The organism is Bradyrhizobium sp. Ses1 (assembly GCF_059512365.1).
Genome location: NZ_JCAMOQ010000006.1, coordinates 34,191 through 47,497, shown reverse-complemented (window position 1 = coordinate 47,497; position 13,307 = coordinate 34,191). Strand labels below are relative to the sequence as shown.

Annotated in this window: 14 protein-coding genes; 11 read left to right on the top strand and 3 right to left on the bottom strand. The window is 62.6% G+C overall.

What is annotated here, in order from left to right:
- Positions 1–32: 32 nt before the first annotated feature.
- Positions 33–923 carry an SDR family oxidoreductase gene (locus AC5ZG5_RS09985; RefSeq protein WP_456641713.1) on the bottom strand — a complete coding sequence of 297 codons (891 nt, stop codon included), beginning with the start codon at positions 921–923 and terminating at the stop codon, positions 33–35.
- A 91-nt stretch (positions 924–1,014) separates the two neighbouring features.
- Here AC5ZG5_RS09985 and AC5ZG5_RS09980 point away from each other — a divergent pair, with 91 nt between their 5' ends.
- On the top strand, positions 1,015–1,839 hold the full coding sequence (locus AC5ZG5_RS09980) for a helix-turn-helix transcriptional regulator (RefSeq protein WP_456641712.1): 825 nt from the start codon (positions 1,015–1,017) through the stop codon (positions 1,837–1,839).
- A gap of 187 nt (positions 1,840–2,026) precedes the next feature.
- On the opposite strand, the gene AC5ZG5_RS09975 is transcribed toward AC5ZG5_RS09980, so the two are convergent.
- Entirely contained in the window at positions 2,027–2,629 is a 603-nt protein-coding gene (locus AC5ZG5_RS09975; RefSeq protein ID WP_456641711.1) for a PAS domain-containing protein, read from the bottom strand.
- 335 nt (positions 2,630–2,964) lie between these two features.
- Here AC5ZG5_RS09975 and AC5ZG5_RS09970 point away from each other — a divergent pair, with 335 nt between their 5' ends.
- The 7 genes from AC5ZG5_RS09970 (at position 2,965) to AC5ZG5_RS09940 (ending at position 9,569) form a co-directional block, all read left to right on the top strand.
- Positions 2,965–3,720, top strand: a complete 756-nt coding sequence (locus AC5ZG5_RS09970; protein WP_028166030.1) for an ABC transporter ATP-binding protein — start codon at positions 2,965–2,967, stop codon at positions 3,718–3,720.
- Positions 3,713–4,459, top strand: a complete 747-nt coding sequence (locus tag AC5ZG5_RS09965) for an ABC transporter ATP-binding protein (RefSeq protein WP_130226761.1) — start codon at positions 3,713–3,715, stop codon at positions 4,457–4,459. The genes AC5ZG5_RS09970 and AC5ZG5_RS09965 overlap by 8 nt, the downstream gene beginning before the upstream one ends.
- A 39-nt stretch (positions 4,460–4,498) precedes the next feature.
- The gene (locus AC5ZG5_RS09960) at positions 4,499–5,719 is read left to right on the top strand and encodes an ABC transporter substrate-binding protein (protein WP_456641710.1); all 1,221 of its coding nucleotides are present in this window, start codon (positions 4,499–4,501) and stop codon (positions 5,717–5,719) included.
- A 68-nt stretch (positions 5,720–5,787) separates the two neighbouring features.
- Positions 5,788–6,651 carry a branched-chain amino acid ABC transporter permease gene (locus tag AC5ZG5_RS09955; protein WP_028166033.1) on the top strand — a complete coding sequence of 288 codons (864 nt, stop codon included), beginning with the start codon at positions 5,788–5,790 and terminating at the stop codon, positions 6,649–6,651.
- 1 nt (position 6,652) lies between these two features.
- Positions 6,653–7,621, top strand: coding sequence for a branched-chain amino acid ABC transporter permease (locus AC5ZG5_RS09950; protein WP_028166034.1), 969 nt, complete (start codon positions 6,653–6,655; stop codon positions 7,619–7,621).
- Positions 7,622–7,823: 202 nt separating this feature from the next.
- Positions 7,824–8,468 (top strand): DUF47 domain-containing protein, encoded by a 645-nt coding sequence (locus AC5ZG5_RS09945; RefSeq protein ID WP_028166035.1) that lies wholly within the window; start codon positions 7,824–7,826, stop codon positions 8,466–8,468.
- 96 nt (positions 8,469–8,564) lie between these two features.
- Positions 8,565–9,569 carry an inorganic phosphate transporter gene (locus AC5ZG5_RS09940; protein WP_456641709.1) on the top strand — a complete coding sequence of 335 codons (1,005 nt, stop codon included), beginning with the start codon at positions 8,565–8,567 and terminating at the stop codon, positions 9,567–9,569.
- Here AC5ZG5_RS09940 and sugE read toward each other — a convergent pair whose 3' ends face one another.
- The gene (sugE, locus tag AC5ZG5_RS09935; RefSeq protein ID WP_028166037.1) at positions 9,570–9,884 is read right to left on the bottom strand and encodes a quaternary ammonium compound efflux SMR transporter SugE; all 315 of its coding nucleotides are present in this window, start codon (positions 9,882–9,884) and stop codon (positions 9,570–9,572) included.
- A gap of 155 nt (positions 9,885–10,039) precedes the next feature.
- On the opposite strand from sugE, the gene AC5ZG5_RS09930 reads away from it, so the two are divergent.
- The 3 genes from AC5ZG5_RS09930 (at position 10,040) to AC5ZG5_RS09920 (ending at position 13,305) form a co-directional block, all read left to right on the top strand.
- Positions 10,040–11,659 carry a peptide chain release factor 3 gene (locus tag AC5ZG5_RS09930; protein ID WP_456641708.1) on the top strand — a complete coding sequence of 540 codons (1,620 nt, stop codon included), beginning with the start codon at positions 10,040–10,042 and terminating at the stop codon, positions 11,657–11,659.
- 235 nt (positions 11,660–11,894) lie between these two features.
- Entirely contained in the window at positions 11,895–12,503 is a 609-nt protein-coding gene (locus AC5ZG5_RS09925) for a UCP034077 family protein (protein ID WP_028166039.1), read from the top strand.
- A gap of 217 nt (positions 12,504–12,720) precedes the next feature.
- A complete protein-coding gene (locus tag AC5ZG5_RS09920; protein ID WP_130226758.1) occupies positions 12,721–13,305 on the top strand; it encodes an NnrU family protein in 585 nt (194 codons plus the stop codon).
- Positions 13,306–13,307 lie beyond the last annotated feature (2 nt).

Genomic DNA, 13,307 nt, shown 5'->3' with positions numbered 1-13,307 from the left:
TCGAGCTTGTGTTCGAAAACCTCTCGGATCGCTCAAACCTTGAAGTAACCCGGCTGGCCGATGTCGGCGATCAAGTTAGCCCCCGTGGGCGTCCAGCCCAACCGCTGCTGCGTCAACGCGCTGGAGGCCGGCATGTCCAAACCGGCGAACATTGCCAGTGGCCCGTAATAATCGGCCGCCTCTTCTTTCTTGATCGAAACAACCGGCACATTCAACGCGCGGCCGATCACTTCGATGACTTGGCGCATGGGTACGCCTTCTTCGCCAACAGCGTGGTAAATTCCGTCTACCGCGCCCTTCTCCAACGCAAGCCGGTATAACCGGGCGACATCCTGCCTGTGCGCCGCAGCCCAGCGTTCGGCGCCTTCGCCGACATAGGCGGCAGCGCCTTTTTGACGCGCAAGCTCGAGCAGATAAGTGATCAGCCCAGCCTTTCCGTCGGCGCCATGCACTTGCGGCAGGCGTATCGCCATCGCGCGCACGCCACGCGACGCATAGGCCAAACCGGCCTGCTCGGACACGCGCGGAACATGCGGGCTTGAATCGCGTCGCATATCTTCGGTGATCACCACACCTGGCGCGATGAGGCCCGTTCCCGAGGTCACGATGAAAGGCTTGTTCGTGCCAGCCAGCACGTCGCCCATTGCTTCGATGGCGGCCTTGTCGATCGCGCCATTCTCCGCGAATTTCGTGAAATCATGGATGAAGGCCAGATGGATCACGCCGTCCGAATCCCTTGCGCCGCGCTTCAGGCTTTCCAGGTCCTGCAGCGAGCCGCGATGAACCTCCGCGCCTAGTTTCTCGAGCGTCTCGACGTTCGCTTCCGAGCGCGCGAGGCCGACAACCTGATGCCCGTTTGCGATGAGTTCTTTTGTAGTTTCGGTGCCGATAAATCCGGCGGCGCCGGTGACGAATACGCGCATGAGAAGCACTCCCTGTTCAGAATGCCGGGATATTGCTAAGCTGATCATTCGGGTAAAGTAGTGAGATTATACAGGTATAATCGCTAACAGGATGACGGACGCGAACTCGCTCGGGGCTTATCTCAAGGATCGTCGCGCTAAGCTCGATCCTACGGCATTCGGCTTTCCGCTAAAGCGGCGGCGAACGCCGGGACTTCGGCGCGAAGAAGTGGCGCAGCGCGCGAATGTAAGCGCCACATGGTACACTTGGCTGGAGCAGGGGCGCGGCGGCGCGCCTTCCGCCGATGTGCTGGATCGCATTGCTCGCGCCATGATGCTGACCGACGTCGAGCGCGAACATCTGTTTCTGCTCGGCCTGGGTCGGCCACCCGAAGTCCGCTATCGTGCGCCCGAAGGTATCTCACCCCGTCTGCAACGCGTGCTCGACACGCTGGAATACAGTCCCGCTTTTATTCGCACGGCGACATGGGATCTGATCGCGTGGAACAGGGCCGCCGCGACGGTCCTCACCGACTACAGCAAACTGCCGGATGGGCAGCGCAATGTCCTGCGCATGATGTTCCGCGATAGCCGCGTGCGCGCAGCGCAGTCCAACTGGCAAAGTGTTGCGCGCTATGTGGTGGCGTCCTTCCGCGCGGATGTGGCGCGCGCCGGTGCGGCGCGCAATGTGCAATCGCTGATCGATGAGCTCTGCGCGACAAGCCCCGAATTCGCGGCCATGTGGCGTGACAACGACGTGCAGGGGCATGGCGATGGCGTGAAAGTCCTGCATCATCCCATCGCCGGACCGCTCTCGATGGAATTTTCTGCTTTCGCCGTCGATGGCCGGCCCGACCTCAATATGGTGATCTACAATCCTGCAACGTCCGCGGACGCGGACAAGATCCGCGCGCTGCTGAAGTCTTTGCCGAAGTAGGCGCGCCCCCGATGGACTCGATCGCCGCCGTAGTAGCGAAACTTCCGCTGCGCGTTGGCTGGTTGAACAAGCGATTCAATAGGCGACGGTGTGACTTCCGTTGCGGGTCAAAGCGGAAAGGTTCAGAGCGAGCGAACGGTTTCCGGTTTGCGTCTCAAAGCAGACGCCGGCGTTGATGCGTGCCGCCCTAATCGAATTCGAGCACGTCGGCGGCTGCGAGGCGGCCGGGGGTGCGGTGGAAGAGATCGCGATCGATGACCGCGCACAGCTTTGGCGCCGGCAGCTTGTCGCCGCCGCGCATCAGGTTCTTGATCTCGAAATGGCCGTCTTCGCAGATCGTCTTGAGCGAGGCGATGATGCGGCTGATCCGGCCGCCTTCGCCAAATGGCAGGAGCAGTCGCTCATAGGCGACCGGCCGTCCATAGACGTCGTCGACATGTGCGATCGTGTAGACCGGCAGGCCGCGCGCGATGCATTCGTGGTAGACTGGCATAATGATCGGTGCGAGGCGCGGGCCCAGATAGTCGTCGAGAGCGCGGCCCTTTCCGGTGTGCCCGTAGGCATGCGCCATCCGCGTGCCCTCGCTCTGGATCGTCAATCGCGGCGGCTGCGGTTCGGCTTCGACCGCGTAGTGGACGAGGTCGAGCCTCTCATCCTCTAATCGTTCCGGCTCATATTCATCGACGCGGGGCGTCGATTGGTCACGGGCATAAAGCCTGAGCCAGGTGTTCAGCAGATCGCGCTGCCGGATCGATTTAATGATCGATGAATTGGCGCTCTCGAATTCCAAGGTCGAAAATCCGTCCCAGGACCAGATGGCCGGAGCATCGGCTTGATCGGGAAATATTCTATGAAGGCTTGGCTGCGCAGTAAAACACCGTTAATGGCGACTTTCCGAAGCGATAAATCGGGCGTGGCCGCAATTGGACTATTGGAGCAGGCGGAACCGGTACGGGTGCGTCCACAGTGCTCTGCTTTCCACCTTGCCTAACCCTTGTCGCATCGGCATATTCCGCCGCCGGAGGCGGCGGTCCGGGATGGTTTTCCGGGGTCGCGGAAAACCAACCGGATCAGGAAAAGATTGGCCGCGCTCGCAATCGCAGCGAGGCCGACGGGGGAAATTGTTTGGCCGACGAGTTCATTCTCGAGACCCACGGATTGACCAAGGAATTCGCGGGTTTCTTTGCCGTACGCGACGTCGCATTGAAAGTGCGTCGCGGCAGCATCCATGCGTTGATCGGGCCCAACGGGGCCGGCAAGACGACATGCTTCAACCTGCTGACAAAATTCCTAAAGCCGTCTGCCGGCCGGATTGCATATAAGGGGCAGGACATCACCGCGATGCCGCCGGCCGATGTCGCGCGTCTCGGATTGGTGCGCTCGTTTCAGATCTCGGCGGTTTTCCCGCATCTGACGGCGCTGGAGAATGTTCGCGTCGCTTTGCAGCGCCAACACGGCAATTCCTTCGATTTCTGGCGCTCGAAAAGCGTGCTCGACCGCTACAACGCCCGCGCGCTGGAGCTGCTCGACGATGTCGGCCTGAGCGAGTTCGCCAACATTCCCGCCGTCGAGATGCCCTATGGCCGCAAGCGCGCCCTGGAGATTGCAACGACGATCGCGCTCGACCCGGAGATGATGTTGCTGGACGAGCCGATGGCCGGCATGGGCCATGAGGACATCGACAAGATTGCCGCCTTGATCAAGCGCATCTCCGCGAAATACACCATCCTGATGGTCGAACATAACCTCTCGGTGGTGGCGAATCTTTCCGACATCATCACCGTGTTGACGCGAGGGCAGGTGCTCGCGGAGGGCCATTATGCCGACCTCTCCAAGGACGAGCGCGTGAAGGAAGCCTATCTGGGAGCCGGTCATGCCTGAGCTGAAAATGGCTGAAGCTCCGGCCGCAAAGCCTGCGGCCGCGCCGGTGTTGGCTGTGAAGGACCTCCAGGCCTGGTACGGCGAGTCCCACATCCTGCACGGCATCAATTTTCAAGTGAATGCCGGTGAGGTGGTCACGCTGCTCGGGCGCAACGGCGCCGGCAAGACCACCACGCTGAAGTCGGTGATGGGAATCATCGGCAAGCGCTCCGGTTCGATCCGCTTCGAGAATCAGGAGATCATCCGCGCGCCCTCCGACAGGATCGCGCGGATGGGCATCGCTTTCTGTCCGGAGGAGCGCGGCATTTTCTCGAGCCTGGACGTTCGCGAAAACCTGCTGCTGCCGCCGACCGTGCGCCCCGGGGGCCTGTCGCTCGACCAGATCTTCGATCTGTTTCCGAATTTGAAGGAGCGCCTTACCAGCCAGGGCACCAAGCTGTCCGGCGGCGAGCAGCAGATGCTCGCGATCGCGCGCATCCTGCGCACCGGCGCACGTTTCCTGATGCTGGACGAACCGACCGAGGGGCTCGCGCCGGTCATCATCCAGCAGATCGGCCATACTATCGCGCGGCTCAAATCGGAGGGCTTTACCATTCTGCTGGTCGAGCAGAATTTCCGTTTCGCGTCGACGGTCGCTGACCGGTATTACATTGTCGAGCACGGCAAGGTGATCGACGGTTTTGCCAATTCGGAGCTCTCCGCCAACATGGACAAGCTCCACACTTATCTCGGCGTCTGAATTGCCGACCTCAAGAAAAGCAAGAAGGACCACAATCATATGAAGAACAGGATTTCGGCGTTGCTGCTTGGCACCGCCCTGACGTTTGCTACGGCTGGCCTCGCGCTTGCGCAGGACAAGACTGTCAAGATCGGTGCGCTCTCCGACCAGTCCGGGCTTTATTCAGATCTCGGCGGGCCCGGCTCGACGCTCGCGGCGCAGATGGCGGTTGAGGACTCCGGGCTTCTCGCCAAGGGCTGGAAGATCGACGTCATTTCCGGGGATCACCAGAACAAGCCCGACATCGGCTCCACCATTGCGCGGCAGTGGTTCGACGTCGACAAGGTCGACATCATCGTCGACGTGCCCAATTCCGGCGTGGCGCTTGCCGTCAACAACGTCATCAAGGAGAAGAACGGCGTCTACATCAACTCCGGCGCGGCGACCTCGGACCTGACCAACGCGCAGTGCACGCCGAACACGGTGCATTGGACCTACGACACTTACATGCTGGCGCATTCCACCGGACAGGCGCTGGTGAAATCCGGCGGTGACACCTGGTTCTTCCTCACCGCCGACTACGCCTTCGGCGCCGCGCTGGAGCGCGACACGACGGCCGTCATCACCGCCAATGGCGGCAAGGTGCTCGGCAGCGTCAAGCATCCGCTCAACACCTCGGACTTCTCGTCCTTCCTGCTGCAGGCGCAATCGTCCAAGGCCAAGATCATCGGCCTTGCCAATGCGGGCGGCGACACCACCAACTCGATCAAGCAGGCGGCTGAATTCGGCATCGTCTCCGGCGGCCAGAAGCTGGCGGCGCTGCTGTTGTTCCTCACCGACGTCAAGGCGCTCGGGCTCGATGTCGCGCAAGGCCTGAACTTCACCGAGACCTTCTATTGGGACATGAACGACCAGACCCGGACGTTCGCCAAGCGTTTCGGCGAGCGTTCGAAGAACCACGCCATGCCGTCCATGGTTCAGGCCGGCGTCTATGCGGGCCTGCGTCACTATTTCAAGGCGCTCGAAGCGCTTGGCGGCAATCCGCATGACGGCGTCAAGGTCGTGGAGAAGATGAAGTCGATCCCGACCGAGGACGATCTGTTTGGCAAGGGCGAAATCCAGCCGAACGGCCGCGCCATCCATCCGGCGTACCTGTTCGAGGTGAAGAAGCCTTCGGAATCCAAGGGGCCCTGGGATTTCTACAAGCTGGTCGCCACCGTTCCGGCCGACCAGGCGTTCACGCCGCTTTCCGAAAGCAAGTGCGCGCTGCTCAAGAAGTAACTATCATCGCCCGCCGGCGGTGAAGCCGGCGGGCTCCATTTGGGGGGAGGGGGGCGAAGGCCAACGCGATGCAGGCTCTCTACGCACAGCTACTTGTGGGACTGATCAACGGCTCGTTTTACGCGCTGCTCAGCCTGGGGCTTGCCGTGATCTTCGGCATGCTCAACATCATCAATTTCGCCCATGGCGCGCTCTACATGATGGGCGCCTTCTGCGCCTATTTCCTGCTCAACATCGCCGGCATCAACTATTGGTGGGCGCTGCTCATCGCGCCCATCGTGGTCGGCATCTTCGGCATGATCCTGGAGCGGACCATGCTGCAATGGCTCTCCGGGCTCGACCATGTCTATGGCCTGCTGCTGACCTTCGGCATCGCGCTGATCATCCAGGGCATCTTCCAGAACTATTTCGGCTCCTCCGGCCTGCCGTACCAGATTCCCGACGCGCTCCGCGGCGGCATCAATCTCGGCTTCATGTTCCTGCCGATCTATCGCGGCTGGGTGGTCGTGTTCTCGCTGGTGATATGCCTGGCCACCTGGTTCCTGATCGAGAAGACGCAGCTCGGCGCCTACTTGCGCGCTGCGACCGAAAATCCGACGCTGGTACGCGCGTTCGGCATCAACGTGCCGAGGATGATCACGCTCACCTACGGCCTCGGCGTCGGGCTTGCGGCGCTCGCGGGCGTGCTGTCGGCACCGATCAACCAGGTCCGCCCGCTGATGGGCGCCGACCTCATCATCGTCGTGTTCGCGGTGGTGGTGATCGGCGGCATGGGATCGATCATGGGATCGATCATCACCGGTTTTGCGCTCGGCGTGATCGAGGGACTGACCAAGTATTTCTACCCCGAGGCTTCCAACACCGTCGTGTTCGTTCTGATGGTGCTGGTCCTGCTTGTGAAGCCGACGGGACTGACTGGACGGGCGGCCTGATATGTCAGCACTTACCGACGATACCCTGCCGGTCACGCCGCGCGCGATGCGTGACGAGATGGTTGCCTTCGCCGTGATGGCGGTGCTGCTGGCCATCGTGCCGCTCACCGGCATCTATCCGTTCTTCGTGATGCAGGCGCTGTGCTTTGCGCTGCTCGCCTGCGCCTTCAACCTCTTGGTCGGCTATGGCGGCCTGCTGTCGTTTGGCCACGCGATGTTCCTGGGCACCGCCGGCTACGTGTCGGCGCATGCGCTGAAGGTGTGGGCGCTGCCGCCGGAGCTCGGCATCATCATCGGCACGGCCGCGGCCTGCGGGCTTGCCGTCATCACCGGGTACATCTCGATCCGCCGGCAGGGCATCTACTTCTCGATGATCACGCTGGCGCTGTCGCAGCTCCTCTACTTCATCTACCTGCAGGCGCCGTTCACCCATGGCGAAGACGGCATCCAGGGCATTCCGCAGGGCTTCCTGTTCGGCGTCTTCAACCTCGCCAAGCCGACTGTGCTCTATTACGTCGTGCTCGCCGGCTTCCTCGGCGGCTTCCTCCTGATCTACCGCACCATCAATTCGCCGTTCGGCGAGGTGCTGAAGTCGATCCGCGAGAACGAGCCGCGTGCGATCTCACTCGGCTACAAGACCGACCAGTACAAGCTGCTCGCCTTCATTCTATCGGGCACGCTGGCGGGCTTTGCCGGGTCGCTCAAGGTGTTCGTGGCCCAGAACGCCTCGCTGACCGACGTCCACTGGTCGATGTCGGGCGAAATCGTGCTGATGACGCTGGTCGGCGGCCTCGGCACCATTTTCGGACCGGTGGTCGGCGCCTTCATCATCATCGCTATGCAGCAATATCTGGCCGGTTACGGCCAGTGGGTGACCGTGATCCAGGGCGTCATTTTCGTCGCCTGCGTGCTGACCTTCCGCCGCGGCATCATCGGCGAGGTCGCGCGTTTGCTCAGGCGGTCGCTGTAGGACCATCGGCCGGCCCGCTCGATTGGAGCCCAACGCCACACTGTTGCGTTGGGCCGTCGGGGGCATCGGAGCCACGAGCTACAAAGCGGTGGATGACCCGGTTCCGCCCGCGGAGCGCTGGCCGTCCCTGTACAAAATGTTCTATGACAGTTTTGTGACAGGTGATCCCGGAGCGTCCTCCGGAAGGATGGATTTTGAGCCTATGCTGCGCTGGTTTCGAAGCTTTTTGCCCAAGGAGGAGCGGTTTTTCGACCTGTTCGCCCGGCATGCCAAGACCGCGGTCCAGTGCGCGATGGCGCTGCAGGACATGCTGAAGGGTGGGGACGAGACGCCGGTCCACTGCCAGCGCGTCAACCAGTTCGAGAATGACGCCGACAACATCACCCGCGAGGTTCTGACTGCCGTCCGCCGCACCTTCATCACCCCGTTCGACCGCGGCGACATCAAGAACCTGATCACGGCCATGGACGATGCCGTCGACCAGATGCAGCAGACCGCCAAGGCGGTGGTGCTGTTTGAGGTGCGCGCGTTCGAGCCGCCGATGCGCGAAATGGGCACTCTGATCGTCGAATGCGCCGACCTGGTCGGGCGCGCGCTGCCGCTGTTGCAGTCGATCGGCAGCAACGTCGCGATGCTGACGCAGATCACCGAGGAACTGACCAAGCTCGAGGGCCGGGTCGACGATCTCCACGACATCGGGCTGAAGGAGCTCTATCTCAAGCACCGCGACGCCAACACGATGGATTTCATCGTCGGTGCCGAGATCTACGATCACCTCGAAAAAGTCGCCGACCGCTTCGATGACGTCGCCAACGAGATCAACTCGATCGTGATCGAACAGGTCTGAGCATGATCCCGAAAAGTGGGCACCGGTTTTCCCCGCGACAAACGCGCAGCGTTTGCGCGCAGATCATGCTCAAGAAAATAAAGTAGGGCGGTTTACGTGGACGCCACGCTTGGTCTTCCGATCCTGGTGATCCTGATCGCGGTCGCCCTGCTGTTCGATTTCCTGAACGGCCTGCACGATGCCGCGAATTCGATCGCGACCATCGTCTCGACGCGCGTGCTGCGGCCGCAGTATGCGGTGTTCTGGGCGGCGTTCTTCAACTTCATCGCCTTCATGGTGTTCGGCCTGCATGTCGCCAATACCATCGGCACCGGGATCATCGAGCCCGAGGTCGTCGATGTGACCGTGATCTTCGCCGCGCTGGTCGGCGCCATCGTCTGGAACGTGATCACCTGGGCGCTCGGCATTCCCTCGTCGAGCTCGCATGCCCTGATCGGCGGCCTGATTGGTGGCGGCATGGCGAAGGCGGGGATCTCGGCGGCGGTGTGGAGCGGCCTCTCCAAGACGCTGCTCGCAATCGTGCTGTCGCCGCTGGTCGGTTTCCTGCTGGCCTTGGTGCTGGTTGCGATCGTGTCCTGGCTCTCGGTGCGGTCGACGCCGTTCGCCGTCGACCGCGCCTTCCGCACCCTGCAATTCGTCTCCGCCTCGCTCTATTCGCTCGGCCATGGCGGCAACGACGCGCAGAAGACCATGGGCATCATCGGCGTGCTGCTGTATTCGCAGGGGCATCTCGGCGAGGAGTTTCACATTCCATTTTGGGTGGTGCTGGCCTGTCAGGCGGCGATGGCGATGGGCACCCTGATGGGCGGCTGGCGCATCGTCCGCACCATGGGCCTGCGCATCACGAAGCTGACGCCGATGCAGGGTTTCTGCGCGGAGACCGGCGGGGCGGCGACCCTGTTCATGGCGACCTTCCTCGGGGTTCCCGTTTCCACCACCCACACCATCACCGGCGCCATCGTCGGCGTCGGTGCGGCGCGCCGGATGTCGGCGGTGCGCTGGAATGTCGCAAGCTCGATCGTCTATGCCTGGGTCATCACCATCCCGGCCGCGGCGGCGGTTGCGGCCGTTACCTATTGGGTGGTGTTGGCGCTGCGCTGATCAGGTCACAAGCTTGAGGCCGACAATGCCGGCCACGATCAGCCCGATGCTCGACAGCCGAAGCGCAGTGGCCGGTTCGCCGAACAGGACGATGCCGAGCATCGCCGTTCCGACCGCGCCGATGCCGGTCCACACCGCATAGGCGGTTCCGATCGGCAGTGTCTTCAGCGCGAGCCCGAGCAGGACGATGCTGCCGACCATGCTCAAAAGCGTCAGCGCCGATGGAACGAGCCTTGTGAAACCTTCGGTATATTTGAGCCCGATCGCCCAACCGATCTCCATCAGACCGGCGATGAGCAAGATAGTCCAGGCCATGACGACCCTCCTTGATAAGGCAGGGTCGTCCCCGCGGCTATTATCGCGAACAGGAAGGTCGTCCTTCCTGTGCGCGAATATGGGGCTGGCTTTGGCGCTCCGCAATCACCATATAGGCTTGATTGACACTGGTTTCCCTGCCAAACGCTCCCGCGATGTCCGACCTTGCCCTGACAGCCGAATCGCCGTCTCGTTCCCCGCTTGCCGATGAAGTGGCGCGGCGACGCACGTTTGCGATCATCTCGCACCCGGACGCCGGCAAGACCACGCTGACCGAAAAGCTCCTCTTGTTCGGCGGCGCCATCAATCTCGCCGGCCAGGTCAAGGCCAAGGGCGAACGGCGGAACACGCGTTCCGACTGGATGAAGATCGAGCGCGAGCGCGGCATCTCGGTGGTCACCTCGGTGATGACCTTCGAGTTCCAGGACCACGTGTTCAACCTCCTGGACACGCCGGGCCATGAGGACTTTTCGGAAGACACCTATCGGACGCTGACCGCAGTCGACTCCGCGGTGATGGTGATCGACGCCGCCAAAGGTATCGAAGCCCGCACGCGAAAACTGTTCGAAGTGTGCCGCCTGCGCGACATCCCGATCATCACCTTCATCAACAAGATGGACCGCGAGAGCCGCGACACTTTCGACCTCCTGGACGAGATCGAAAAGACGCTGGCGCTTGACACCACGCCGATGACCTGGCCGGTCGGCCGCGGCCGCGATTTCATGGGCACCTATGACGTTCGGAACGGCGGCGTGCGCCTGCTCGAGGGCGGCGGCGCCAAGACCGGGCAGGCCGAGCAGATCGACATCGCCGATCTCGCCAGCCGCAATCCCAACCTCGACGTCGCCGAGATCAAGGACGAGCTCGCGCTGGTGTCGGAAGCCTGCAAGCCGTTCGAGCTCGACGCGTTCCGCGAGGGCCATCTGACGCCGGTCTATTTCGGCAGCGCGCTGCGCAATTTCGGCGTCGGCGACCTCCTGGAAGGTCTCGGTCAGTTCGCGCCGGCGCCTCGCGCGCAGGATTCCGACCTGCGCAAGGTCGAGGCATCGGAGCCGCGCATGAGCGCCTTCGTGTTCAAGATCCAGGCCAACATGGATCCGAACCACCGCGACCGCATCGCGTTCGCGCGGCTCTGTTCGGGCAAGCTCAGCCGCGGCATGAAGGCCAAGCTGGTGCGCACCGGCAAGAACATGAGCCTGTCGAGCCCGCAATTCTTCTTCGCCCAGGATCGTTCGGTGGCTGACGAAGCTTTCGCCGGCGACGTCGTCGGCATTCCCAATCACGGCACGCTGCGGATCGGCGATACGCTCACCGAAGGCGAGGAATTGACCTTCGTCGGCGTGCCGAGCTTCGCGCCGGAAATCGTCCGCCGCGTGCGGCTGACGGACGCGATGAAGGCGAAGAAATTGAAGGAAGCCTTGCAGCAGATGTCCGAGGAGGGCGTCGTGCAGGTGTTCCGCCCGCGCGACGGCGCTCCGGCCCTGGTCGGCGTGGTCGGTCCGCTGCAGCTCGACGTGCTGAAGGCACGGCTGGATGCCGAATACTCGCTGCCCGTGGAATTCGAAGTGTCCGAATTCCAGCTCGCGCGCTGGATATCCTCCGACGACCGCAAGAAGCTCGAAGCGTTCATCGCTTCCAACGGTTCTGGGATCGCCGACGATGTCGACGGCGATCCCGTGTTCATGGCCAGGAACGAATTCTATCTCGGCTACACCCAGGAGCGCGCCGAGGGTATCACCTTCTCCAACGTCAAGGACGTCAAGCGGAAGGGGTAGGGGCGGCGTCGCACCGGCCGTCGTCCCCCGCGAAGGCGGGGGACCGAGTACGCCGTGGCCTCTCCGTGAAGTACGATCGTCTCTGGAATACTGGATCGCCCGATCAAGTCGGGCGATGACAGCGGTACGGGCGGAACCGCCAGGCCGCGCACGCAAGGAAGTGAACGCGTGCGAGCTTGATGACGTCCCTCGCGCCCCTCATTTTCATCGAGGCGGCATCCAAAGGGCTTCTCTCATGCTGCGACGCGTCGTGATCTGCATCGCCCTCGTCGTCTTCGGAATTTCCGCGGGCCATGCCGCCGAGCGGCTTCGGCACCAGATCAACCCCGTGCCGTTCGCGCATACGCCCTGCAGCGTGTTGGAGGAAGGACCCTGCACGCCGTCCTATTGCGGCGTGTTTAGCACTTGGCCGTGCATCCCCGAGATGAACTACCCCTATGGCGAGAACCTGCAGCTCACGATCATGACGGTGCCGCCGCAGGATCAGGCGGCCAAATACAAAAAGCCTGATCACGATCTCGATACCATCGGGGATCTCTTCCAGGCGCTGCGCTCCTGTTGGACGCCGCCGCCGGCCGACGACGGGCGTGAGGGCATGCAGATGTCGGTCCGTTTCAGCTTCAAGCGATCCGGCGAGATGATCGGAGCGCCGCGCATGACGTTCGCCACCTCAGGCGTTCCCGCGGATACCCGCACCACCTACCTGAACGCGATCGACGCCTCGCTGAAAGGCTGCCTGCCGCTCAAATTCAGTAGCGGCCTCGGCGGCGCGCTCGCCGGCCGCCCGATCGCGATCCGCTATGTCGACAACCGCGAATTGGGCAAGCAGGCGGAGAAGCCGTAAGCCCCTGACCGTCGTCATTGCCGGGCTCGACCCGGCAATCCATCCCTCAAGAGAATCATCATTGTCCGCTGCGCGGAAGATGGATACGCGGGTCAAGCCCGCCTATGACGCGCGGAGGGTCGATGCCAAGGGCTCGCCCATTTTGGCGCATTGCACTCCATGCGGCTAAAATGATACGCGAGGCTCAATAACCGCACCACGCCGAGGGAGGGACATCGTGGGACTGCTGGTGATGATCCTGGGACTGATCCTGTTCTTCGCCGTCCACACGCTCACGACCCAGCGCGGCTTGCGCGCGCGCTGCATCGATGCAATGGGCGAGGGTGGCTACAAGATCGCCTATTCGGTGGTCTCCGCGGTCGGGCTCGCGCTGATCATCTGGGGATTTGCCCGTTATCGCGCGACGGGTTGGATCGACGTCTGGTATCCGCCGACATTCCTGAAGCACATCACGATCGCGCTGATGCTGCCGGCCGTGATCCTGGTGGTGGCCTCCTACATCCGCGGCCGCATCTACACGACGCTGAAACATCCGATGCTCGCCGGCATCAAATTATGGGCGGCGGCGCATCTGCTCGCCAACGGCGATCTCGGTTCGATCATCCTGTTCGGCTCGTTCCTGGCCTGGGCGGTGTTTGATCGCATCTCGCTGAAACATCGCACTGACGCCGGCGGCCCGCCGATCCCGGTCGGCGGCGCCGGCAATGATGCGATCGCGGTGGCGGTCGGCGTCATCGCCTATGTCGCACTGGCCTTCGCGTTCCATCCGGTCGTGATTGGCGTCCCCGTCGTTGGAGCTTAACT